This is a genomic window from Bifidobacterium ruminantium DSM 6489 (genome assembly GCF_000770925.1).
In the GTDB taxonomy this organism is placed as follows: domain Bacteria; phylum Actinomycetota; class Actinomycetes; order Actinomycetales; family Bifidobacteriaceae; genus Bifidobacterium; species Bifidobacterium ruminantium.
The window spans coordinates 16,623-39,555 of record NZ_JDTK01000013.1 but is presented as its reverse complement, the minus strand read 5'-3'; the positions used below and the strand labels follow the sequence as shown (position 1 = coordinate 39,555).

Genomic DNA, 22,933 nt, shown 5'->3' with positions numbered 1-22,933 from the left:
GACGCAGCCAATCAGCGGAACAAGCTCACTCCGCGACGCGCCATGCAATAGGCGTTGCCCAGCCACGTATGACGGGAATTCGGCCACACCGCACCCAATCGCGGTGCATTCTGGCTCATCCAGATGCTCGGCACGCGACCATCGGCGGAACGCGAGCCGAGCAGATTGAAGCCGTTCTTCTCCAGCAGCCATTCCGGATGCTGTGTGGCGATCGCAAGCCCTTCCTCCAAAGTAAGCGGCAGCCGCTCATCGGAATCGATCAGCTTGCGTGCCACATCCGGCTCGCGATTGATATAGCAGGTGCCGGTATGCGGCTCGACCACCAGATAGAAGGGGCCCTCCGGCGGCTCGAAGCCGTCCTGCGGAAGGAAACTGGCGATATCACGCGGCGGCATGGTGGTGAAGCCAGCCATGCGGTTGATGGAAGTACGGGCGATCAACGATTCGGGCGACACCAGTTCGCGCGTGGGAACCAGCAGAATCCGCGTATCCAATCCGGCCTCATCGCCGCAATCCTCCAACGCGCGGATAAGCGGACGCGCAAGCGCGCGGAACGCGGCGGCCGACATGTCGGCCACGTCCGGATAGCCCAACGCCACGATACGATCCAGCTGCTTCTGCGCTTCTTCTGATGCCTTCGACATGCCTACCAGTGTACGCGGGCGCGTGCTTTTCCCGGCACCGTCAGCACACTGCGAATGTCCGAATCGCCGGAAACGGACATTCCGGCGAACAGACCAGCATACGGATAGCAGGAACGGCTTGACGGCACGTTTTCATAGAATTGAACAACGCGTGTGGCCGCCCACGAAGTCGTTTGGGGCCGGCTGGTCGACCTCAAGCGTGAATCAATCGAATTTGCAGAGCAATTCCGTCATGTAAGCGAGAGGTTGTTATGTCCGAAAAGATCAAAGTCGGCATTCTCGGAGCTACTGGCATGGTCGGTCAGCGTTTCGTCACGCTGCTCGAAAACCATCCGTGGTTCGAACTGGTCACCCTTGCCGCGTCCGCGCACAGCGCCGGCAAGACCTACGAGGAAGCCATCGGCGGCCGCTGGAAGATGGAAACCCCGATGCCCGAGTTCGTCAAGAACATGGTGGTCAAGAACGTGGCCGACGTTGAAGACGTGGTCAAGGACGTCGACTTCGTGTTCTCCGCAGTGAACATGCCGAAGGACGAGATCCGCGCCATCGAAGAGGAATATGCGAAGACCGAGACCCCGGTCGTGTCCAACAACAGCGCCCACCGTTGGACGCCGGATGTGCCGATGGTCGTGCCGGAGATCAACCCGGAGCACTACGAGGTCATCGAGCATCAGCGCAAGCGCCTTGGCACCAAGCACGGCTTCATCGCCGTCAAGCCGAACTGCTCCATTCAGGCGTACACCCCGGCCCTGGCCGCGTGGAAGGAATTTGAGCCGCATGAGGTGGTCGTGAGCACCTACCAGGCCATCTCCGGCGCCGGCAAGACGTTCAAGGATTGGCCGGAAATGGTGGGCAACATCATCCCATTCATCTCCGGCGAAGAGGCGAAGTCCGAGAAGGAACCGCTGAAGGTGTTCGGCCATGTGGACGAGGCCAAGGGCGAGATCGTGCCGTTCGATGGCCCGCTGCGCATCACCTCCCAGTGCATCCGTGTGCCCGTGCTCAACGGTCACACCGCCACCGTGTTCATCAACTTCGGCAAGAACCCCACCAAGGACGAGCTGATCGACCGCCTGGTCAACTACACCAGCAAGGCCGCCGAGATCGGTCTGCCGCACGCTCCGAAGCACTTCATCCAGTACCTGACCGAGGACGATCGCCCGCAGGTGCTCAAGGACGTGGATTACGAAGGCGGCATGGGCGTTTCCATCGGACGTCTGCGCGAGGATTCCATCTTCGACTGGAAGTTCGTGGGATTGGCGCACAACACCCTGCGCGGTGCCGCCGGCGGTGCGCTGGAAAGCGCCGAAATGCTCAAGGCGCTGGGTTACATCACCAAGAAGTGATGTGACGGCTGCCGACCGTTAGTCGCAGCTAAGCCGCGCAGCCAAACCGCACATTCAAACGCAAGGCCGACTCTCCGGAGCCGGCCTTTCTGCTATGCATCAGCAACTCATGCCAATGCAAAAAAGAACGAAAAAAGGGAGCGCGGCCATACAGACCACGCTCCCTGGAAACGCCGGAATCGCCGAAAATCAGCGACCGGTGCCGCCGTACACCACGGCCTCCACCTGATCGGCGTCCAAGCCATAGGCGGTGTGCAGCGCCTTGACGGCGTCGTTGAGCTGCTCGAGCGGCACAAGCGCGGCGATGCGGATCTCGGACGTGGAGATCATCAGCACGTTCACGCCCTTTTCGCTCAGCGCGTTGAAGAACTTCGCTGCCAGACCGGAGTGGGTCTTCATGCCCACACCAACCACGGCCACCTTGCCGACGTTCGGGTCGATGTCGAAGGACTGGTAGCCCAGCTCGGCCTGCTTCTCCTGCAGCACCTCCTGGACCTTGGAGGCGGCGGCGCCCGGCACGGTGAAGGAAATATCGGCGGTGCCGGTGGAGGCGGAGGCCTGCACGATCATGTCCACGTTCACGCCGGCTTCGGCCAGCATGGTGAACACCTTGGCCGCCATGCCCGGCTCGTTCGGCACGCGGCGCACAGTGGCCAGCGATTCGGTGCTGTCGTGCGCAACGCCGGAGATGATCGGCACTTCCGGACCCAGATCGGGGAACAGGTCACCCATGGACTGGTTGTTGTTTTCGCTCATGTTCTTACCTTTGTTTGTAAAGTCTTGCGATTGTTGTCGTTTTGCGATTTCTGCGATTGCGCGCTCCGACCGAACCTCAGATGTTCGGCAGCGTGCGCGGATCGACGCCTTCCGGCACGATCAGCGTGCCACGACGATGGGAGAAGGAGCTGCGCACGTGCAGCGGCATGCCGAATCGCTGTGCGTATTCCACGCAACGCAGCGCCAGCACCTTGGAACCGCAGGACGACATTTCCAGCATCGATTCGTAGTCGATGACGGGAATGCGGCGGGCGGTCGGCACGATGCGCGGATCGGCGGTGAACACGCCGTCGACGTCGGTGTAGATCTCGCAAATGTCGGCATGCAAAGCCACGGCAAGCGCGACGGCGGAAGTGTCGGAGCCGCCACGGCCGAGCGTGGTGGCGTCGCCGCCTTCGTTCACGCCCTGGAAACCGGCCACGATGGCCACGGAGCCCTTATCCAGCGCATGCCGGACGCGGTCGGGCTTCACAGCTTTGATATGCGCGGTGCCGAACTGCGCGTCGGTCATGAAACCGGCCTGGGAGCCGGTGAACGAGTACGCATGGGAGCCGGCCGCATGAATCGCCATAGCGAGCAAACTCATCGAAATACGCTCGCCTGCGGTCATCAGCATATCCATCTCGCGCGCCGGCGGGTTGGAGTCGATGCTGAGCGCCTGATCGATCAGGTCGTCGGTGGTGTCTCCCATGGCGGAGACCACGACGGCCACGTCATTGCCGGCGTTCTTCGTTTCGATGATGCGTCGGGCCACGCGCTTGATCGATTCTGGGTCGGCTACGGAAGAGCCGCCATACTTCTGCACGATGAGAGCCACAACTTATCCAATCTTCTTCAACGTATCGTCTGCCTGTTTTGGCAGACGGCACCCATTATAGGAAAAGTCCGATTTGTCAAGTCGAGCCGTGCCCAGCATACGGAATGCGCGCCGGTTCGACTTGCCTATTTTTGGGCGATTCCGGACTGTTTCAGAGCGGTTTCGGACGAACCGAAAAAGGCGTCGGCTCAGATCGCGCGGCGGCCAGCAAGCGCCCTGCCCAGGGTGATCTCGTCGGCGTATTCGAGATCTCCGCCCACAGGCAAACCGCTGGCGAGACGCGTCACCTTGATGTCGGTCTGGCTGAGCAGCTGCGAGAGGAAGCTGGTGGTGGCCTCGCCCTCCACGTTCGGGTTGAGCGCGAGGATCACCTCCTTGACTTCGTCGTCCTTGAGCCGTTCGATGAGTTTCGCTATGTTGAGGTCGCTTGGCTGGATGTTGGCCATCGGATTGATGACGCCGCCGAGCACGTGGTACATGCCACGGTATTCGCGGGTGCGTTCGATGCTCATCACGTCCTTCGGCTCCTCGACCACGCAGATCACGCTGTGGTCGCGGCGCGGATCGGCGCACACCGGGCATGGGCTGGTTTCGCACACGTTGCCGCAGATGTCGCAGAACCGCACTTTTTCCTTGACTTCCGTTATGGCGTCGATGAGTTCCTGCGATTCCTCATCAGAGGCGTTGAGCAGATGGAAGGCGATGCGTTGCGCGCCTTTCGGACCGATGCCGGGCAAGTGTCCGAACGCGTCGATGAGTCGTTGGATGGCACCGTCATAGGCCAGGGCCATGGTTGTTCACACCTTTCTGATTCACGCCTGTCATTTAGCTTGGTTCCACTGTCGCTCCGCGTTGCGTTCCACGACGTGAGGCCAGCCGTCTAGTCGTCAAGGGTCTTCTTCACCTGCATGTTACGCGGGTTGTGCGGGTCATCCGCGGCGAATTCCTCCACTTTCTTCACCTCGAACAATCTGTTGAGGTCGTTCACGTCCAGTGCATCCGAAGCGCCTATGGACTTGTCGCTCATGGAGTATTCGTCATCCTCCGGGGCGACTTCGGGCTCCGGAGGACCCGCCATCACCGGCGTGGGCGCGCCCCACGGATCGTTGGAATAGTCGACCTGCCCTACCTGCGGTTGCGTCGGTTGGGGCTGCCGTTGCGATTGTTGGGCAAGCTCACGCGGACGGACGTTCGGCTGTTCCGTCGGCGATGCGGCTTGCGACGCGGATGGATTCTCGGACGACGGCGTAGGTGACGGCGCGGGCAATGGCATGGCCCACGGGTCGACGTCGTCGCTTATATCCGGCACGGCCACATGCTTGTGGTGGTGTTCCGGCGGCTTCACGCTATTGGCTGATGCTTCGGCGATCGGAGTCGGCTGAGACGGAGCGCCCCACGGGTCGTCGTCCATTGTTTCCTGCTGGTTCGGCTGGGCTTTTCCTCCGGATGATGGAACCGCCCATGGATCATCATCGACGAATCCGCTCTCCGTTTCGGCGGAGACGGCTCGATGGTCCTCCCCGTCGGAGGAATCGGAGGAATCGGAGGAATCACCCGATTCGCGGAATTCCGGCTGGACCTGCTCCTTGCCGGACGCCTCCATATCGGACGCCTTGCCGAGGTTCGCGGCCAGCAGTGTGGCGGCCTTCAGCTGTTCCTGCGCCAGCTGGGCGTTGATCTTTTTCTGCTCCTCCAGGCTGAGCTTGCTCCATGGCACCGCCGTGGAGCCGTCCGCGAGCTTCTTGGCCGGGGCGAGCGTGATGCCGGGGCCGAACACCTTGTGCACCTCGTTACGCACCATCTGAACCACATTCGTGGTGCCATCGACCGACTCCTTGGCCACGGCCTTGGCGAACGCGTATTTGCTCAGTGGCTTGTCGAACTTGATCCACAGACGCCCCTTGCCGCCTTCCAGCATCACGCGCGGCACCTTTTCGCGATCCACATAGCGTCGGACATCCTCGGGCAGTCCGGCGACGAGCGCGTCCCACTTCTGGTCGGGGGTGCGGTCATCCGACACCGCCGTCTGAGCCTGCGCTGATCCGGTCGATCCGGACGATTCAGCGCCGGCCGACGGCGTCTCGTCCATCGCCTGCTGCACTTGAGCCAGCACGGAAGCCGTTCCGGAGACGACGGCGTCGGCAGGATTCACCGGTGCCGACGATTGCGCGGCATGCCTGCCCTGTGTCTGCGATTGCGCTGCATACCTGCGCGAACCGTTCGCATGCGGACGTTGCGATCCCGTCGAAGAAGCCGCGGGAGCAGACGCCGCAGCCGCAGGCATGCCGGAAGACGGAGCGTCCGAGACTGCGGTGACCGTCTCCGCCTCGCGGCCGGCAAGCAGGCGCGCGGCCAACAGTTCCAATCGCATGCGCGGGGAAATCGCACCGTTCATATTGGCCAGCGTGGCGTTGATCGTGTCCGCCATCTGCGTAAGCGCGGCCAATCCCAATGCGGAGGCCTGACGATGCAGGTCATCCATGTTCTCGGCGGCCGTGTCATCGGAAAGCACGCTTTCCGCTCGTTCGCCGCCCAAAGTGAGCACCAGCAGGTCACGCACACGGGCCAGCAGATCCTCCACGAAGCGACGCGGGTCGAACCCGCCGACCACGACCTTCTGAATCACGCCGTACAGCGCCTCGCCGTTCTTGTCGGAGACGGCGTCGATCGCCTCGCCGATCAGCGCATCCGGCGTGAAGCCCAGCAGCGCGACCGCGGAATCGTACGCGATCTTGCCGTCAACGGCACCCACCATCAGCTGATCGAGCACGGACAGCGTGTCACGCACGGAGCCACCGCCGGCACGCATGGCCAGACGCAGCACGCCCTGCTCGGCCTCGATATGCTCGTCCACGCAGATCTTCTCAAGATACGGCCCCATGACCTCCTGCGGCACCAGACGGAACGGGTAATGGTGGGTACGGGAGCGGATGGTGCCGATCACCTTGTCGGGTTCGGTGGTGGCGAAGATGAACATGACGTGCTCCGGCGGCTCCTCCACGATTTTCAGAAGCGCGTTGAAGCCCTGCGGCGTGACCATGTGGGCCTCGTCGAGGATGAAGATCTTGTAGCGGTCGCGGGCGGGAGCAAATCCGGCGCGTTCGCGCAGTTCGCGGGCGTCGTCCACGCCGTTGTGCGATGCGGCGTCGATTTCCACCACGTCGATGGAACCGGGTCCGCCGGTGGCAAGGTCGCGGCAGCTTTCGCATTCGCCGCACGGATGCGAGGTCGGGCCTTTGGCGCAGTTGACACAACGCGCCAGAATGCGGGCGGAACTCGTTTTGCCGCAGCCGCGCGGACCGGAGAACAGATAGGCGTGCGTGAGCTTGTTCTCGTCAAGCGCCCGCATCAACGGAACCGTGACCTGGTCCTGTCCTATCACGCCATCGAACGTGTCGGGACGATACCTTCTATACAGTGCCAGTGCCATCGCAATAATCCTTCCGCCGTAGTGTTCTAAGGGTACTGATGAATTACGACACGTTCACCGGTCGGAACGCGCCATCCCCCGGCCAACACAGCAGGTTTGTCGCGTGTCAGTCTGATCCGCGGCCGACATAGCCGGTAATCTGGGAGACAAGTACGGTAAGACCCCCATGTCGTGTTGACCGGATGCCAATAGGGGATTCAAAAATAGGGGATCGGAGGAGAGCCATGGCCGAAACAGCCAAGACAACCATGAGCGCCATCGGAGATGCCCGTCGCACGCAGATCGTGCAGGCGGCACGGACAATCTGCCTGGAAAAGGGCTTCTCGAAAATCACGATCAGCGACATAGCCGAACACGTCGGCATGACCAGATCGCTCTTCTACCACTATTTCCAGGACAAGAATCAGGTCGCGGACGCCGTGCTCGACGACGTCATCAACGAGGTCATCGCCCGTCTGGAGGAATGGAACGAGCATCGTGAGACGGGTAACATCTCGAAGGCACTCGATGACGTGGTGCGGCTGACACGCTCGCTCATCGCCGACGAGGGGCCGTTCAGCCAGCGTCTCATCGAGGATGGCAACGCCGGACTGTACCTCAGGTTCATCGACCGCGCAGCCGACCGCATCTCCGACTACCTGTGCAGCTCCACTGTGCGCGAGTTCGAGCAGCATCACGGGATGCCGATCACCTACGAGCACGAGACCTTCTACACGCTGATCGTCGGACTGATCTCGCTGATCCGCCTACACCCGGACATCGATGACGCCATAGTCAGGCAGGTCGCGGCGCAGACGCTGCATCTCGACGAATACCTGTGATCAGACACCTTTCGGAAACGATCATTCGAGAAACTCGCCGGTAAGCGGATCGCGGCCGTCCCGCTTGATGACCTCAAGCACCTGATTCCCATCATCCGCGGACAGGCTTTCCGCCACCACCGGAGGAACCAGCACACGCAGCGAACGGTTCCGCACGGAAACCCTCACCGGCAAACGCCCGACATACTCGCCGTCGGCCATCAGCACCGGCGGTTCGTCGCCTTCAGCGGCACGGGTAATCTCGATACCGCGCACGCGTTTCCATCCGAAGACCCGGCTGCCCAACAGTCTGCCGTCGTAGGCACGCGACACCGCGTCCACGCATTCGGCGAAATTCGGCATATGGTCAAACCAGACCAAGTCAAGAAGACCGTCCGAGAATCGCGAATACGGCGAAACTTCGATGCCGCCACCGATATGGCGTGAATTGGCCACGGTCAGCAACGGGGAGACGATGTCCCGCTCCTCCACCGAGCCGTCGGCCAATGTGGCTTTGACATGGTATCCGTAGCGCTTCATATGCGTCAGCTCCACGAGCACCGCGGCGAAATACCGCAGTGAGCCGTTCGGCAGATGCGAATGGTTGGCCCGATCGTTGATGCTGGCATCCAGACCGCATGACAACATGCCCGCATAATAGCGGTCGATGCCGTCGACTTCCGGAGGCTTCGGGGAATCCACCGAGTCCCCAGCGACGTCCGGCATACCGGCGTCCGACCCACCGGCATGGTCACCAGGCAAAGACTCCACGAAGCCCAGATCCACATCAACATGCGTGCCCCGCACGATCGCACCGACAATGCCGTCGACGGCGGTCTCGACACGATTGACCGGCAATGCCAGTCCGCGCGCGAAGTCGTTGCCGGAACCGATGGCCACGATACCGAGCGGCTTGCCAGAGCAACCGACCGCGTTGACGCCAAGAGCCACCATGCCATCACCGCCGACCGTGACCAGATAATCGTATTCGTCGCCACGAAGACGGGCATTCGACAGGGACTCGTCAAAGCTCGCGCCGGTCACATCGATCACGTCGAAGCCATGCCTGCGCCCGGCCTCGCGCAACAAGTCGAGGACCTGCCCGCTTACCCGCGCGCCCTTGCCTTTGTTCGATGTCGGATTGCCGACCACGGCGACAGTCGTATTCGTATGTGACTTTTGACTCATACCTGTACGATAACCATGACCGGCGCCACGCGCCAGAACGATGAGACCACCGGCGAACTGGGCCACGGTGACGCACGGCGGCGAAACCGCGCACCCTAGCCCTACGGAAGACCATGATCCAGGAAGGCCATGTTCTAGCCGCAGGCGATTGGCCCGGCACGCGATTGACGTTCCACCCATGGTGCGAACGGCAGCTGCGTGGCCGCCCGCACCGTAACCAGCGCGTCCTCGCCTTCGACGGCGCACGATCGCAGCATCGTCTCATTGGCGGCCACCGTACGCGAAGCTACCAAACATGGGTCGGCGGCGCCGTCACGCAACGAAGTCGCGGCAGCCACCGCAGCCATATCCGCCGTGTTCTGCGCGCGATGAGCGCAGAACAGCAGATTCGCCACCATGGCGACCGCGCCAAGCATAATCGAGGCGATCGCGATCAGCGCCACTCCGGACATGGTTCCGGAGCCTTCGTCGGCGCCGCCCAGCCATCGCCTCGCATCATTCAAACGCGCGACAATATGTTTCACGACATATTTCACACCTGTATATCCTTTACGTCGGAACGATTCGGTATGTGCCCCATCAGTAGTATCTGGTCGCCTTGCCCACAACCTGAGCGGGAATCAATCCGGTTGGATCGGACATGACGGGACAGCGCACGGTAACGGTGACCGCATCCACATCGTTCGTGAACGACACCGTCGACCCGTCACCGGCGATGGATCTCGCCGCAGCCATGGCCCTGCGCTCGCCGTCCGCGTCGATCGTCATGGCACGCGCCCCGGCGGCAGCGGCGTCCTGGCAATTCATGGATACGATGGCGCCACGTCCAAGACACAGCACCAGCATCGCCATCACCGCCACGCAGGGAAGCACCACTGCGAATTCGGCGGTGACCGCGCCGCGATCGGCCTTATCGACATGGCGCCTCCACCATCGCACGATCACGGCCTACCCCACGCTCAGCGCCTTCTTGATGATGTTGGTCAGCAGCGTTCTGACGGCATCGGATTTCACGATGGCCACCAGAACCGCGGCGAACGCCGTGGCCGCCACCAGCACCACCGCGTATTCGGCGGTGACCGCGCCTTTTTCGGATTCGGCGGACGGCTGCATGGAGGCCAGAGTGCGCATGCGCGCGTCCAACAGACAGGCCGTCCTGTTGGCTCGGTCTCTGGCCGCGCCGAGCTTTCGACCCATTCGCGCCATCATTCCCGACGAACCGTCGACATTGATCGACATTGCGTTGTTCATGGCATTTCCTTTCTTGCGGTACGTATCTCTTTTGACACGTTTCTTTTTGGGTATAGTTCCGACCATCCAGCCGGATTCGTTCAGTGTCGTGCATACGCCATCGTGCATGTCACGTTTCCTCGGGGTTGTGGTCGGAGAACGCGGGTTATCCACATCATCGGCGTGTCATCCACAGTTATCCACAGGCCATCAGGGCATGCGAAAGTCAGATCATGCAACATCAATGCAGGAACGACATCACAGCAGGAATCACACCAATCGCCACAAAGGCTGGAAGCATGCACAATCCGGTCGGCAGCAGAAGCCGAATCGACAGCTTCGCCGCGGACCGTTCTATCCGCGAGCGCTCATTCCACTCCAACTGTTCGATTGCAGTTTCCAGACGATTGACGGGAGACGACCCACTCGACCAGGACGAGGCGAACGCGTCACGAATCACGGCAAGCTCACTACCATCAGGCCATGCCTCGTCCCAGGCGACGCCGTCCTGCAATCGTTCGCCGGCTAGACGCAGTCCGGCGCCGAATTCGTCGGACGCGATATCGCCGACCGTAATCAGCGCGGTCGGGATGGATGTTCCATGGCGTATCGCCACGCCCAGCATTTCCAACACCAGCGGCAACGGCATGGCGCAAGGCCGTCCGCTGGAATCGGGAGGCGAACGAACCGGCGACCACCCATGCAGCCATACAGCGCCTGCGGCGCACACCGCCGCCGCGATAGCCCATATCCCGCCCATCATCCTCCCTCCCGCCGCAACAACGCACGTATCCAAACCAAGCCGACGGCATAACAGCATCCTGCGAATCCGAGGCAGGCCCATCCCCTGCCATCACCCAACAGAAATCGCACGGGATGCGCGCCCATGCCTTCGCCCAACGCCACCGTCAATGCCGGCAGCGCCATCAGCAGACGTGCCGTCGCCTGCGGCATGGCGTAGGCATTGGAACGCAGATCGTCCATCAATCGTTGCCGTTTCAACGATGCGGCGACCGCGTCAAGGCAACGGCTCGTCTCGCAGCCAAGCAACAGGCTAAGCGCGCAGACGGCGTGAAGCTCCGCACCGAGACGTTCGCGCCGTTCACTATGCCGGCGATTCCGGCAGCGACTCCGCACCGCCATGTCGATGCGGAAACGGGTCAATTCAGGCACCGCGAAAGGTGCTCCGCGCAATTCCTCGAACGCCCGCACCAACGAGGATCCTCCGCGCACGGATGCCCGCAACGCAGCCACGAACGCGTCGGCGCTGATGGAGGGGAGACGGCTCGTGCTGTCATCGACGCGCTCCTCGTTCCAGCCAGCACCCACCCCACCCTCATGTACCCCACGCAACGCGACCTGGCACCAAACCAGGCAACGAACCAGCAACCGGGCAATCGGAAGGTCTCTCCAGAACGCGTTCCGATTCAGCCACATCCACACGGCCATAGCCGCCAACATCGCGGAACAGCATTCCCAGGCCCCCATCATGCACTCCACCTGTCCGCGAAGTCCTTCCAATGCTGGCTGACCCGCATCCGCCGTCCGTCCCATGCGGCCAGCAATCGCCCCCGCAACCGTCCGTCCACCGTTTCCAGCCTGCCGATCTGCGCGATGCGTCGTCTGCCACCAATACGTTCCACATGCAGCACCACATCGAACGCGTTCTCGGCGAGCGCCGCCGTGGCCCGGGGATCCAGTCCGGCGAGTAATCCCAGCGACACCAGACGTGCCGGCACCGCCTCCACTTGGTTGGCATGCAATGTGGTCATGCCGCCGCGATGCCCGGAATTCAACGCTCTCAGCAGATCCGCGATCTCGCCTCCACGGCATTCACCGACCACCACGCGGTCCGGCCGCATGCGCAGCGTGGCCGCTATCAGCACTGGCAATCCTATGGCGCCGGCGCCTTCCACATTGGCTTCGCGCGTGACCAGCGAGACATGGTTGGCATGCCTGATCATGCCCAGCTCGCGCACCTCCTCGACGGTGACGATGCGCTCATCGGGCGAGCAAAGCATCAGTATGGCTTTGAGCAGTGTGGTCTTGCCCGCGCCCGTGCCGCCGGTCACCAGCACGTTCGCCTTGTTCCGCGCCAAGCCTTCCAACACGGGCATCCATGCGGCTGGAAACATGGCATTGCGCGCCAACGATCCCAAATCGGGCGACACGGCATCCGGCAATCGTATGCTGATGGCCGCGCCTTGCGGCACCAAAGGCGCGATGACGGCATGCACGCGCAAACCATCCACGGTGGATGCGTCCGCGATCGGACAGGCGTCGTCGAGTCGCCGTCCAAGCTGCGCGCATAATCTCACGGCGAAATCGCGAATCGACTTCGCGGATGGAAAGCATTCCGGAAGAGGACATGCCCGCATGCCCCGTCCCCGATCCACCCAGACCATGCCGTCACAGGTCACCGCGATGTCCGTGACGCCTGGCTGTGAGGCGAGCACGCTAAGGGGTCCGAGTTCCATGATTGCCCCGCTTGCCCTCCAGCGCCTCCTGCACGCCATCCGCCAGTATGGACAGCGCCTTGGCGGTCTGCCGGTTCGGTCTGCGCAGCCCCAAACCTCCCAGCAGCTCGCTGCACAATCTGGCATCCGGTTTGATGGCCGCTTCGATGCCACGGTCAAGATAGTTTTCCGCTTCTTCGACCGTGGTCGCGCCATTGCTTCGTATGATGCCCCGCGGCTCGACGCCGACGATGAGATGCCGGTCGCGGTTTTGCAAAGGATGCTTCGATCGCATGGTCGCTTTGGCCCGGGCGAGGCCAAGCACCGTCAATTCGACGGCTGTGACGCGTATGGCTTGGGTGAGCTCCGGCACATCCCGCAAACCGTGCCACTGGCCGACGTCCACGACCACCGCATCCCGCACCTGCGCAAGCGCGCGGACGCACGACTGAACCTCCCATGATTGCGGATTCTCGTTTTTCCAAGGATCGCAGGCCAGCAACGGCACGCCGTCCCACACCGGCAGTTCGCGGATCAGCGCCTTGCCGTCGATGTTGCCGAGCGGCGCGCTGACGTCTCCGAAACGGGTGCCGTCCTCGTTCTCCACGCCCAGCAGCACATCAAGTCCCCCGCCCGTAAGGTCGGCATCCACCAGAACGCTTTTGCATCCGCGTTCCGTCAACTCGCGGGACAGCAATGCCGCCAGGGTGCTGGCTCCGATGCCTGCGACTGCGGCATCGACCGTCACGACATTGCCCAGCACGGCCGTCGATACCGACATCCGTTCCGCTTCGGACGTTCCCGGACGTGCGGATTCCACGCCTGTCGTCGAACCTCGGAAACCTCCCCTGCCGAACGCATCCGCCCGTTGCACGGAAGCACCGTTCGCGGAGCCGGGCGGCGTATAGAACCGTTGGGGCGAGATCGTCTTGCGCCCGGACGCCGTCCGTCCGCCATTCGACGGCAGCGGCACCGGAGGAATCTGCGAAAAGGAAACTGCGTTGCTCATATCGCGATTGAAAAGCGTGGCCGTCATCGCATGCAAGCCGATCGGCCCCTGTGGTCGGAGAACGTGAGTTATCCACATCCTCGGCGTGTCATCCACAGCTATCCGCAGCGCATGGATCCGAGCTTCCACAGCATTCCATCATCCACAGCGCACGTCACGCAAAACACCGAAAAAGACCGCAAAAAGGCGAAGCGCAACAAAAAGGAAGACCCGCCGAAGCGGGCCTTCCTGCAAGAATCCTCGGAGCAGAATCGCTGCACAACAACATCGTCGTAACGGTAAGTCTATCCAATGCCCGTTCAACGTAACAACCATTCTCGGTCATACACACCTTGTGGGGGCTCTGCTCTTCAGTTGTCCTTGTACTTCGTAATTATGCTCGCCATTTCCATGGATGCAAACCGGAACCGGGCAATGTTCCGTTTTTATCCAAACTGTTGTTTTACGATCGCAAGAATCGAAAAAATGCATCATCGTGTGCGAATCGAACCGCGTGTATGTTCAATCACGTTCGTTTAGACCGAAAAAGCGGCGTGTCGACCCGAATTTCGCTTAATCAATAAACGAATGTAAACTCCGCCTTAATTTTCACGAGTTTTGCGAGACATTCCAAGCACTTGAGGATAAAGTAGGGAACCATGGCACAGATTTTTGACGCACCCTCAAAGGCGATCCTGCGCAGCCAGATAGCTGAGCACATCGCCGAAACAGACAAGAACGACAAGCGGGAGCTCCAAGCCGGTGAGAAGCCGCTTCCCACCGACCGCTTCTTCGATCGTGAGCTCAGCTGGCTGAAGTTCAACAAGCGCGTTCTCGAACTCGCCCAGGACGAGGATCTGCCGATCATCGAACGCGCGAGCTTCGCCGCGATCTTCGCGAACAACCTCGATGAGTTCTTCATGGTCCGCGTGGCGGGTCTGAAGCGCCGCATCGACACCGGCATCGCCGTGACCGCCGCCTCCGGACTGAGCCCGAGGCAGCAGCTGCGCGCCATCAGCGACGAGGCGCACCGACTGCAGGACGAGCACGCGCACTACATCATCGACCATATCCTGCCCGATCTGGCGAAGGAACAGATCGTGCTGCTGAGCTGGGACAAGCTCACCGCAGCCGAGCAGGAGAGGCTCTCGCGCTACTACCGTCAGCAGGTGTTCCCCGTCCTGACGCCGCTCGCCGTGGATCCGGCCCACCCGTTCCCGTACATCTCCGGCGGCTCCCTCAACCTCGCCGTGCTGGTGGAGAACCCGGCTTCCGGCAAATCGCACTTCGCCCGCGTGAAGGTTCCTGGAAACCTGAACCGTCTCGTGCCCGTCGATGACCTGACCGAGGACGAGAGCAGCAACGTGCGCTACGGCTTCATCACCATGGAGAACCTGATCATCGCCCATCTGGAATCCCTGTTCCCCGGCATGATCATCAAGGAAGCCCGCTCCTTCCGCGTCACCCGTAACGAGGACATCGACGTGGAAGAGGATGATGCCGAGAACCTGCTCAACGCCATGGAGAAGGAACTGCTGCGCCGCCGCTTCGGACCGCCGATCCGTCTGGAGATTTCCGATGAGACCAGCCCGTTCCTGTCCCAGCTGCTCGCCGACCAGCTGCGTGTGAGCGCAGACGAGGTCTACCGCCTGCCGGCACCGCTCGACGCGACCGTGCTGTTCGAGCTCGGCGGCATCGACCGTCCGGACTTGAAGTACCGTTCCTTCGTACCGACCACCAACCGTCAGATCGCGGAAGTGGAATCGTCCCGCGCGCAGGACATCTTCGCCGCCATCCGCGAACGCGATATCCTGCTGCACCACCCGTATGATTCCTTCTCGACGTCCGTGCAGGCGTTCCTGGCGCAGGCCGCGGCCGATCCGAAGGTGCTGGCCATCAAGCAGACGCTGTACCGCACGTCCAGCAATTCGCCGATCATCGACGCGCTGATCGATGCCGCGCACGCGGGCAAGCAGGTGCTGGCACTGGTCGAGATCAAGGCGCGCTTCGATGAGGACGCCAACATCGCGTGGGCACGCAAGCTCGAACGCGCGGGCGTGCACGTGGTGTACGGCATCGTGGGATTGAAGACCCACTGCAAGCTGAGCCTCGTGGTGCGTCAGGAAGCCGACGGACTGCGCCGCTACTGCCACGTGGGCACCGGCAACTACAATCCGAAGACCGCCCGCATCTACACCGATCTGGGTCTGCTGACCTGCGATCCGGTGGTCGGCCAGGATATGACCCGCCTGTTCAACCAGCTGTCCGGCTACGCGCCGAAGTCGAGCTTCCACCGTCTGCTGGTGGCGCCGCGCACCGTGCGCTCCGGCCTGATCCAGCGCATCCGCCGCGAGGAGGACGCCGCACGCGCCGGCAAGGAGGCGTGGATCAAGATCAAGGTCAACTCCATCGTCGACGAGAAGACCATCGACGCGCTGTACCGCGCAAGCCAGGCCGGTGTGAAGATCGATATCGTCGAACGTGGCATCTGCGCGCTGAAGCCCGGCGTTCCGGGACTTTCCGAGAACATCCGCGTGCGTTCCATCCTCGGCCGCTTCCTGGAGCACAGCCGCATCTACGCGTTCGCCAACTCCGACGGCCCGCAGATCGGCGAAGGCCCCGCAGCCGGCCCGGAGGTGTGGATCGGTTCCGCCGATCTGATGCACCGCAACCTCGACCGTCGAGTCGAGGCGCTGGTGCGCATCGTGGCTCCGGAACAGATCGACGAGCTCATCAAGTACGTCGATTTGCAGATGGCCGATTCCACCGCATCGTGGCACATGCAGCCCGACGGCACCTATGTGCGCCACTGCAAGGATGAGGAGGGACGTCCGCTGGTCGACAGCCAGGAATACCTCATCAAGAAGCACACCCGTCGTCCGGCGCGTCACTGACGCGAATCAGGAGTAATGGCCGGCCTGCGTGATCGCGCGGGTCGGCCATTGCCTTGTGCACGGGTGGTTTGCGCACGGGTGGTTGCGTACAGATAGTCTGCATACGGACGGCTTCCGCGGCATAAGGCCGCAACCGATCCGCCCAGCCCGGAAGCCCCAGCCTAGAATAGGAAGACATGAGCGAAAAGATGAGACGTGTCGTGGAGGCCGCCGGAGGCATCGTATGGCGATGGAAGGCCGGCAGCGACATCGCGGCGGATCCTGCGATCGCGGCGCAGCGATCGACCGAAGAGCAGCTCGACAGCATCGAAGTATGCATCGTGCATCGTCCGAAATACGACGATTGGAGTTGGCCAAAAGGCAAGCTTGAGCCCAACGAAACGCATCGGCATGCGGCCGTGCGCGAAATCGGCGAGGAGACGGGCGAATCCGTGTCGCTCGGACCGTATCTGTGCGAAGTCGAATACCCGCTTTCCGAGGAAGGCAAGAAAACCCGCCATTCGCGCGATTGCACGGCCGACACCAAGCATACGTTGTATTGGATGGCGCAATCGATTTCCGCCGACGACGCCGAGCATTTGCTGGACGCGTTCGGCCCGGTGCATCGCGCGGACGTGGGCGAGATCAACGACATCGTCTGGGTCTCGCTGCGCGAGGCGCGCAAGATCCTGACGCATTCCACGGATAAGGAAACGCTCGCCGTATTCGTGGATCGGGTGCAGGAAGGCGCGGCGAGGGCGCAGAAACTGCTGATCGTGCGCCATGCGAAGGCGGAATCGCGCAAATCGTGGAAGGGCACCGACGCGAACCGTCCGATCACACCGAAAGGCGCCGCCATGGCGTTCGCGCTCAATCGTGAGCTCGCCTGCTTCAATCCGACCCGTCTGGCCACGTCGCCGTGGCTGCGCTGCCAAGAGACGCTGCAGGTGCTCAGCTGGCAGACCGAACGCCCGATGGAGTACGTCGACGCGCTGACGGAGGACGCGTTCGCCGAACATCCTGCCATCGCGTGGATGGCATTCCGTGAGCAAATCATGCGGACGCTCGACAGCCGCGAAACCACGGCCATCTGCATGCATCGTCCGGTCATCGGCGGCATGTACGACCATCTGCGCGGCCTCTGCTCACGCAAGCAACTCGCCAAACAGCTCATCGCGAAATCGCCGTTCATGCCCACCGGAACGGCCGTGGCACTGTTCATCATCGACACTCCGCAAGGTCCCAGCATCATCGACATCCAGAAGGTCGCGCCCATTGTCTACTAACATGCACTACGGTTCAGGCTCAGTAATTCCCAGCCGTTCCGCCGGTTTCACCAACACCGGCTCCCCGCGTCCGGCACGCCCCGGACAGCTCGACCAGATGATGGCCGACAACATCGCGGGAGGCGCGGATCCGGCGCAGATCAGCGAGATGAGCCACGCTTCGGCGGCGGCCCTGCTTGACCGCGTGCACCACACGCAGAGCGCCGAATTGGTGGAGCGCGTGCTGACACTGGTGGACCGCGAAGGCGTGGATGTGATCGCCGAATTGTGGAGCCATGCCGATCCCGATTCGCTGCCGGGCATTCTGTGGCGGCTGTATCTGCTGCGCACATGGATGCGGAAGAACCGCGAATCGATCGCGCGGTTGTGGCGCATCGGCGAGCCGGTGGCCACCACGGCATCCGCGATCGCGGGCGTGGATCAGGCGCCGACGGAGGACGACATCGCTCGCACCGCCGATTCGATTCTGGCCGGCGCGTTCACCGGCGATTTCGCGGTGGCGCTCGAGCGTGCCGCGGCCTTCACCGACGTGGTCGCGTTGGGGCTGCGTATCGAGGCACGCAAGTTGGCTTCGTTCGGCACTTCCGGCGATTCGGCGTCTTCTGTCACTGCGACTTCTTCCGCGGCAGCCAATTCCGCCGGACAACCTTCCGCCGTCGAGAAGCGTGCGCGCGCGAAATCCGCACGACTGATGCACACCGCGGGCAACTTGTTCGCCACGGCCAAGGATTTCCGCCATGGGGCGAATCTGTGGAAACGCGGACGATTGGAATGATCGAAATAGCTGCCGCGACACGGCAATTCGCGACGACTGAATCGACGGTACAATAGGAATTCGCGTCGGGCCATGCATAGCCCCGGGCTCCATTTTTTGCCGCTGCGAGCGGCCTTTGCGCCGACAGGCGCTTTCGTGGTTCGGCGCATTCCTTCTTCTTTTCGCCTCGTTCCGAAGTAGCGTTCCATTTCAAGCCAAAATCGTCATTCCAAGCCAAAACGACGCGTTTCCCGGCATACGGTCTATGGACTACGCTTAGAAGCCATGGATATTCACGTTTTGAACCACCCGCTGGTAGACCACAAGCTCACCGTCCTTCGTGACAAGAACACTCCTTCCTCCACCTTCCGCGAGCTCATCTCCGAACTCGTCATGCTGGAGGCTTACGAGGCGACCCGCGACGTCGAGGTCGTGGACAAGCCGATCGAAACCCCGGTCGCTCCCATGATCGGCAAGCACATCGCCTCGCCGGCTCCGATCATCGTGCCTGTGCTGCGCGCTGGTCTCGGCATGCTCGACGGCATGACCAAGATGATTCCGTCCGCGGAAGTCGGTTTCCTGGGCATGAAGCGCAATGAGGAGAACCCGACCGAGCAGATCACGTATGCGAACCGTCTGCCCGAGGATCTCACCGGCCGTCAGTGCTTCCTGATCGATCCGATGCTCGCCACGGGCGGCACGCTGGTCGCAGCCACCCATTACCTGGCCGAGCGCGGCGCCAAGGACATCACCGCAGTGTGCATTCTGGGCGCTCCGGAAGGTCTGAAGTTTGTCGAGGAGAAACTTGATCCGTCCATCAAGTTCAAGCTGGTGCTGTGCGCCGTTGATGAGAAGCTCAACGACAAGTGCTACATCGTGCCAGGCTTGGGCGATGCAGGCGATCGTCTGTATGGCGTAATCGACTGATCATCCATTGCGTCGCGCGTCGGAACGAACGAGAACACCTGTTTCGACGTCGATCTAACACCCACGAAAAAACGGCGGTGCCGAATATGCGTCCGCAACCCGAAAACGGGAAATGGACCGCATATCCGGCACCGCCGTTGCTATATCGGCCATATCGGCCGTATAAGCCGTATGCCAGACGACGCTACCGCTCGTCGGGCACGAACGCTTCGAAGATGTGGCGATCGAACTGATCGCTGCACTGCGCGTATTCGTCGCGGCTGCGCACCGTCCACGACACCGGCATGGCTCCCATGAACCGCGCCAGCTTCATCTGCGGGCTGTTGCCGCCCTTCCAATCGTAGGCGATGAAATCGGGGCGGGAAATCCAGTCGAACACCAATGCGCCGGCCGCATATTCCTTGCCCAGCGCGACCGGATCGGCGGGCTTCTCATCGTCCTCCGGCCACCAGGACAGCTGTCCGCGGCACACTTCCGGACGGTTCTCCTTGTACCAGTTCACGGCCGCCGGATTGAACGATTCGATCACGTATTTGCCGGAATAGGCCTGCAGCAGCGCGTCGCCCTTCTCCATGAGCTCCACGTCGCGCGGATCCCACTTCGAATTGTCGTCGAACTTGTATTCCACGATCAGCGGCACGCGACCGGCCACCACCTTGAGCACGTCGGCGAACAGCGGCACGTGCTGGTAGTAACCTTCCGGAGCATTGTCGGGGGTGGTGACCAGCGGCGGATCCTCCAATGCCAACGGCAGCGGCGCGGCCTTGCAGGCACCCGGAGCGTCGGTCGGGAACAGCGGAATGCGGGTCAGCTCATCGTAGGTGAGGTCCTCGATGCGGCGCGGATCTCCGGCGACGCGCATCAGATCGCCATCATGCACGACCACGACCTCGCCGTCGCGCGTCATCTGCAAATCCAGTTCGATGCCATAGCCCGCCTCGCAGGCGGCGGCAAAGGCGGCAAGCGAGTTTTCCGGGGCGATGACGCCGGACACGTCCGGGCTACTGTAGCCGGCCTTCATGGCCATGCGACGGGCAAGCGCCACATATTCGCCGCTTTCGTCGGCATACTGCGCGGTCAGGCCGGAACCGGCGTCATGCAGGCCGCGATGCGCGTACCACACGTCCGGAATGGCCGGCACGTAGTTACGGCGCTTGTCGGAGAAGGAACGCGGAGCGATTGCCCATACAGCGGCACCCGCGACCACAGCGCCACCGAGCAGCGCCTTCTTGAGAAACGACTTTGACATGGGCATCCTCCTTGCGATCGGCCCGCCCGCCGCGTCCCGTTACGCGGCAAGCCATCTCCTACGAGCGTAGCCCACTTCGACTTTTTTCGCTCACGTTTTCACCGATTATTCAGTTTTCGCCAACGCTGTACCGCTGTCTACAGTGATAGCATTATGCTATCACTCGATAATACGGTCATGGAAGGAGCGGGGATGGCTTCGATCACGATCCGCCGATTGGACGACGACGTGCTGGCGCGGCTGAAGCAATCGGCGCACGACCACGGCCGGTCCACGGAGGCCGAGGTGCGGTCGATTCTGGAGGATTACACCGCCGGTTACGTTGCGCACGGCATAGTGACAGCCGGCGATTTCTTCAGCCAAATCCGCGCCGATTTGGATGGTGGCCTGCGCGATGATGAGTTGGATCTTCCGGAACGTCGGAACGATGAGGACGGTCCGCGACCGGTGAACGTCGCATGAACGGCGGCGCCGACGCACGACGTTATCTGCTGGACACCAACGTGCTTTCGGAGGCGATGAAAAGGGACTGCGATCCACACGTGCTCGACTTCCTGCAGTCGCTCGACCTTCCACAGGCGTTCATCAGCACCATTTCCGTCACCGAATTGCTTCACGGCATCGAACGGCTTCCCGACGGCAAACGCAGACGGCAGTTGGAACAGGCGCTGGAGCACCTGCTCGCCACGTTCGGCAGCCGCATCCTGCCGTTCGATCTGCCGGCAAGTCTCAACTGCGCCGCGATGCTGGCGATGCGCGAGCGCAATGGCAGGCCGACCGCTTTCGCGGACGCGCAGATTGCGGCGACGGCGAAGGCCAACGCCTGCGTTGTAGCGACCCGTAATATCAAGGATTTCGAAGGCGCTGGCGTGCAGCTGGTTGACCCATGGGATTTCTAAGAACGCACGGTGTAAGGCACATCGGCACGCGCGACTCGTGCCATGAAGCCTCCGGCGGCCGCCACCTATTCCAGCAACTGCTCCTTGCGCTTCTAGCGCAGCCACCACTCGTGGACGGCGAATCCGGCGATAACCGCCAGCAAGCCGACAATGCCTCCGCCAATCAGGAAGTTCCTGGTGGTCAGACCTCCGGTGAGCGGCAACTGCTCCGCACTTCTGCACACATTCACGAACGCGGCGCCGTCGTTCTCGTCGGTGGCCGTCGTCGCATCGTACCCGGGCGTGGTCGCGATAACGGAATACACGCCCTTCATCTGGTCCCCCTCGACGCGGAATCGCAGATACCGTACGTTCGTCGCGTACGAAAGCGTGGCGTCCGAACCGGCAACCTCCGTCACCTTGTACACGTAGGCACCCGGCTTGGAGAAGCTGAACTCGCCGAAACCGATTGTGGCGAAGTCGCCGGCTTTGGTGACCAATGCGGCGAAGTTCTTCGCGCTGTCGTACGTGTAATAGCCGTTTTTCAGCTGGAGCAGACCCTTGAGATTGGTGTAGGTCTTGCGGTATTGCGTGGCCGAATCCGTGCTTGCTGGATCGAACAGGTAGTCGAGCGACTGCGTGCCGTCGGTCGTCTTATTCGAGTCATACTGCCTGCCGGCCTTGAGCTGCGGGTAGCCGTTGACCAAGGTGTTCTGGACGATGTTAAAATTCGGTCGCGCGCTTCCGGTCCACGCATTGACGCTTTGGCCCATGTTGCCGAAACCGCTGTAGGTGAATTTCAGCTGCTTGCCGTTGTTGATGCCCATATTCCGCTGGTTGGAAGCGTCGGTGCCGTCCGCCTGATGGTACGTTTGCACCCAGTAGTCGAACAGGTCAATGGAGGTGCCGGACGGACTGACCGTGTCCTTCACCACATGGTTGTTATACGGCACATTCGAAGTGTCGTTGGCTTGGGCTGAAGGCGCGATAAGCACTGTGACGAACAGCAGAACGGCCGCGACGATGGCCGCGACGAACCGGTTCGGCGCAAGGGAATGGCAAGACTTTTGCGAACCTTTGCATAGACGTGTTCGGGCTACCTGCGTTTGACCTCTGCTTCGAACAAGAATGCCTCGCCACTTACGAAACCCCGTCTTACGCTTTTAAAGCCTTGCAAAACCAACGGTTTCACACCCCTACCGACACCAAACGACCACTTATCGACATGGTGCCAGCCAATAATGGTCGAAAGTCTACTACATGGGGTCATACCAGCTCAAGATCTGCTGT

23 protein-coding genes are annotated in these 22,933 nt (G+C 61.9%); 8 read left to right on the top strand and 15 right to left on the bottom strand.

The window, feature by feature from the left end; translation table 11 throughout:
• Nucleotides 1–11: 11 nt before the first annotated feature.
• On the bottom strand, nt 12–644 hold the full coding sequence (locus OU26_RS06205; protein ID WP_026646582.1) for a DUF5701 family protein: 633 nt from the start codon (nt 642–644) through the stop codon (nt 12–14).
• Between the two features lie 251 nt (nt 645–895).
• On the opposite strand from OU26_RS06205, the gene asd reads away from it, so the two are divergent.
• Nucleotides 896–1,990, top strand: a complete 1,095-nt coding sequence (gene asd / locus OU26_RS06200) for an aspartate-semialdehyde dehydrogenase (RefSeq protein ID WP_026646583.1) — start codon at nt 896–898, stop codon at nt 1,988–1,990.
• A gap of 189 nt (nt 1,991–2,179) precedes the next feature.
• On the opposite strand, the gene OU26_RS06195 is transcribed toward asd, so the two are convergent.
• The 4 genes from OU26_RS06195 to dnaX form a co-directional block, all read right to left on the bottom strand.
• Nucleotides 2,180–2,746, bottom strand: coding sequence for an ACT domain-containing protein (locus OU26_RS06195; RefSeq protein WP_026646584.1), 567 nt, complete (start codon nt 2,744–2,746; stop codon nt 2,180–2,182).
• 76 nt (nt 2,747–2,822) lie between these two features.
• Nucleotides 2,823–3,584: an aspartate kinase gene (locus OU26_RS06190; protein ID WP_081815634.1), complete on the bottom strand. Its 762-nt coding sequence runs from the start codon at nt 3,582–3,584 to the stop codon at nt 2,823–2,825.
• A 188-nt stretch (nt 3,585–3,772) separates the two neighbouring features.
• On the bottom strand, nt 3,773–4,375 hold the full coding sequence (gene recR, locus OU26_RS06185) for a recombination mediator RecR (protein WP_026646586.1): 603 nt from the start codon (nt 4,373–4,375) through the stop codon (nt 3,773–3,775).
• An 89-nt stretch (nt 4,376–4,464) separates the two neighbouring features.
• Nucleotides 4,465–7,014: a DNA polymerase III subunit gamma/tau gene (gene dnaX / locus OU26_RS06180; RefSeq protein ID WP_026646587.1), complete on the bottom strand. Its 2,550-nt coding sequence runs from the start codon at nt 7,012–7,014 to the stop codon at nt 4,465–4,467.
• A 224-nt stretch (nt 7,015–7,238) separates the two neighbouring features.
• Between dnaX and OU26_RS06175 the strand changes: the two genes are divergently transcribed.
• The gene (locus tag OU26_RS06175) at nt 7,239–7,835 is read left to right on the top strand and encodes a TetR/AcrR family transcriptional regulator (RefSeq protein WP_026646588.1); all 597 of its coding nucleotides are present in this window, start codon (nt 7,239–7,241) and stop codon (nt 7,833–7,835) included.
• A gap of 21 nt (nt 7,836–7,856) precedes the next feature.
• On the opposite strand, the gene OU26_RS06170 is transcribed toward OU26_RS06175, so the two are convergent.
• From OU26_RS06170 to OU26_RS06135, 8 genes are all read right to left on the bottom strand, one after another.
• The gene (locus tag OU26_RS06170) at nt 7,857–9,002 is read right to left on the bottom strand and encodes a diacylglycerol/lipid kinase family protein (RefSeq protein ID WP_026646589.1); all 1,146 of its coding nucleotides are present in this window, start codon (nt 9,000–9,002) and stop codon (nt 7,857–7,859) included.
• Between the two features lie 134 nt (nt 9,003–9,136).
• Nucleotides 9,137–9,505, bottom strand: a complete 369-nt coding sequence (locus OU26_RS06165; protein WP_237743817.1) for an Rv3654c family TadE-like protein — start codon at nt 9,503–9,505, stop codon at nt 9,137–9,139.
• A gap of 76 nt (nt 9,506–9,581) precedes the next feature.
• A complete protein-coding gene (locus tag OU26_RS06160) occupies nt 9,582–9,947 on the bottom strand; it encodes a TadE family type IV pilus minor pilin (RefSeq protein ID WP_026646591.1) in 366 nt (121 codons plus the stop codon).
• Between the two features lie 3 nt (nt 9,948–9,950).
• Nucleotides 9,951–10,253: a DUF4244 domain-containing protein gene (locus tag OU26_RS06155; protein ID WP_026646592.1), complete on the bottom strand. Its 303-nt coding sequence runs from the start codon at nt 10,251–10,253 to the stop codon at nt 9,951–9,953.
• A 220-nt stretch (nt 10,254–10,473) separates the two neighbouring features.
• A complete protein-coding gene (locus tag OU26_RS06150; RefSeq protein WP_237743816.1) occupies nt 10,474–10,995 on the bottom strand; it encodes a type II secretion system F family protein in 522 nt (173 codons plus the stop codon).
• Nucleotides 10,992–11,621: a type II secretion system F family protein gene (locus OU26_RS09700; RefSeq protein ID WP_241435490.1), complete on the bottom strand. Its 630-nt coding sequence runs from the start codon at nt 11,619–11,621 to the stop codon at nt 10,992–10,994. The genes OU26_RS06150 and OU26_RS09700 overlap by 4 nt, the downstream gene beginning before the upstream one ends.
• Before the next feature lie 98 nt (nt 11,622–11,719).
• The gene (locus OU26_RS06140; RefSeq protein WP_026646595.1) at nt 11,720–12,709 is read right to left on the bottom strand and encodes a TadA family conjugal transfer-associated ATPase; all 990 of its coding nucleotides are present in this window, start codon (nt 12,707–12,709) and stop codon (nt 11,720–11,722) included.
• On the bottom strand, nt 12,690–13,697 hold the full coding sequence (locus OU26_RS06135) for a CpaE-like family protein (protein WP_237743815.1): 1,008 nt from the start codon (nt 13,695–13,697) through the stop codon (nt 12,690–12,692). The genes OU26_RS06140 and OU26_RS06135 overlap by 20 nt, the downstream gene beginning before the upstream one ends.
• Nucleotides 13,698–14,335: 638 nt before the next feature.
• Here OU26_RS06135 and OU26_RS06125 point away from each other — a divergent pair.
• From OU26_RS06125 to upp, 4 genes are all read left to right on the top strand, one after another.
• Nucleotides 14,336–16,570 (top strand): RNA degradosome polyphosphate kinase, encoded by a 2,235-nt coding sequence (locus OU26_RS06125; protein ID WP_026646597.1) that lies wholly within the window; start codon nt 14,336–14,338, stop codon nt 16,568–16,570.
• Nucleotides 16,571–16,746: 176 nt separating this feature from the next.
• A complete protein-coding gene (locus tag OU26_RS06120; protein WP_026646598.1) occupies nt 16,747–17,835 on the top strand; it encodes an NUDIX hydrolase in 1,089 nt (362 codons plus the stop codon).
• Between the two features lies 1 nt (nt 17,836).
• On the top strand, nt 17,837–18,610 hold the full coding sequence (locus OU26_RS06115) for a hypothetical protein (RefSeq protein WP_026646599.1): 774 nt from the start codon (nt 17,837–17,839) through the stop codon (nt 18,608–18,610).
• Between the two features lie 264 nt (nt 18,611–18,874).
• Complete coding sequence (upp, locus tag OU26_RS06110) at nt 18,875–19,516, top strand: uracil phosphoribosyltransferase (RefSeq protein WP_026646600.1); 642 nt, start codon at nt 18,875–18,877, stop codon at nt 19,514–19,516.
• A gap of 184 nt (nt 19,517–19,700) precedes the next feature.
• Here upp and OU26_RS06105 read toward each other — a convergent pair whose 3' ends face one another.
• Nucleotides 19,701–20,765 carry a glycerophosphodiester phosphodiesterase family protein gene (locus OU26_RS06105; protein ID WP_026646601.1) on the bottom strand — a complete coding sequence of 355 codons (1,065 nt, stop codon included), beginning with the start codon at nt 20,763–20,765 and terminating at the stop codon, nt 19,701–19,703.
• 192 nt (nt 20,766–20,957) lie between these two features.
• Between OU26_RS06105 and OU26_RS06100 the strand changes: the two genes are divergently transcribed.
• On the top strand, nt 20,958–21,227 hold the full coding sequence (locus OU26_RS06100) for a FitA-like ribbon-helix-helix domain-containing protein (protein WP_026646602.1): 270 nt from the start codon (nt 20,958–20,960) through the stop codon (nt 21,225–21,227).
• The gene (locus OU26_RS06095) at nt 21,224–21,664 is read left to right on the top strand and encodes a type II toxin-antitoxin system VapC family toxin (RefSeq protein ID WP_033498981.1); all 441 of its coding nucleotides are present in this window, start codon (nt 21,224–21,226) and stop codon (nt 21,662–21,664) included. Before OU26_RS06100 ends, OU26_RS06095 begins: the two co-directional genes overlap by 4 nt.
• A gap of 92 nt (nt 21,665–21,756) precedes the next feature.
• Here OU26_RS06095 and OU26_RS06090 read toward each other — a convergent pair whose 3' ends face one another.
• Complete coding sequence (locus OU26_RS06090) at nt 21,757–22,596, bottom strand: hypothetical protein (protein WP_026646604.1); 840 nt, start codon at nt 22,594–22,596, stop codon at nt 21,757–21,759.
• Nucleotides 22,597–22,933: the final 337 nt, after the last annotated feature.

Bases quoted from the DNA above. Each gene is read 5' to 3' on its own strand.
- OU26_RS06155 (WP_026646592.1), bottom strand. From the start codon at position 10,253: ATGAACAACGCAATGTCGATCAATGTCGACGGTTCGTCGGGAATGATG.
- OU26_RS06095 (WP_033498981.1), top strand. From the start codon at position 21,224: ATGAACGGCGGCGCCGACGCACGACGTTATCTGCTGGACACCAACGTG.
- asd (WP_026646583.1), top strand. From the start codon at position 896: ATGTCCGAAAAGATCAAAGTCGGCATTCTCGGAGCTACTGGCATGGTC.
- OU26_RS06205 (WP_026646582.1), bottom strand. From the start codon at position 644: ATGTCGAAGGCATCAGAAGAAGCGCAGAAGCAGCTGGATCGTATCGTG.
- OU26_RS06140 (WP_026646595.1), bottom strand. From the start codon at position 12,709: ATGGAACTCGGACCCCTTAGCGTGCTCGCCTCACAGCCAGGCGTCACG.
- OU26_RS06115 (WP_026646599.1), top strand. From the start codon at position 17,837: ATGCACTACGGTTCAGGCTCAGTAATTCCCAGCCGTTCCGCCGGTTTC.
- OU26_RS06105 (WP_026646601.1), bottom strand. From the start codon at position 20,765: ATGTCAAAGTCGTTTCTCAAGAAGGCGCTGCTCGGTGGCGCTGTGGTC.
- OU26_RS06150 (WP_237743816.1), bottom strand. From the start codon at position 10,995: ATGATGGGCGGGATATGGGCTATCGCGGCGGCGGTGTGCGCCGCAGGC.
- OU26_RS06100 (WP_026646602.1), top strand. From the start codon at position 20,958: ATGGCTTCGATCACGATCCGCCGATTGGACGACGACGTGCTGGCGCGG.
- OU26_RS06170 (WP_026646589.1), bottom strand. From the start codon at position 9,002: ATGAGTCAAAAGTCACATACGAATACGACTGTCGCCGTGGTCGGCAAT.
- dnaX (WP_026646587.1), bottom strand. From the start codon at position 7,014: ATGGCACTGGCACTGTATAGAAGGTATCGTCCCGACACGTTCGATGGC.
- OU26_RS06195 (WP_026646584.1), bottom strand. From the start codon at position 2,746: ATGAGCGAAAACAACAACCAGTCCATGGGTGACCTGTTCCCCGATCTG.
- OU26_RS06175 (WP_026646588.1), top strand. From the start codon at position 7,239: ATGGCCGAAACAGCCAAGACAACCATGAGCGCCATCGGAGATGCCCGT.
- upp (WP_026646600.1), top strand. From the start codon at position 18,875: ATGGATATTCACGTTTTGAACCACCCGCTGGTAGACCACAAGCTCACC.
- OU26_RS06120 (WP_026646598.1), top strand. From the start codon at position 16,747: ATGAGCGAAAAGATGAGACGTGTCGTGGAGGCCGCCGGAGGCATCGTA.
- recR (WP_026646586.1), bottom strand. From the start codon at position 4,375: ATGGCCCTGGCCTATGACGGTGCCATCCAACGACTCATCGACGCGTTC.
- OU26_RS06135 (WP_237743815.1), bottom strand. From the start codon at position 13,697: ATGAGCAACGCAGTTTCCTTTTCGCAGATTCCTCCGGTGCCGCTGCCG.
- OU26_RS06125 (WP_026646597.1), top strand. From the start codon at position 14,336: ATGGCACAGATTTTTGACGCACCCTCAAAGGCGATCCTGCGCAGCCAG.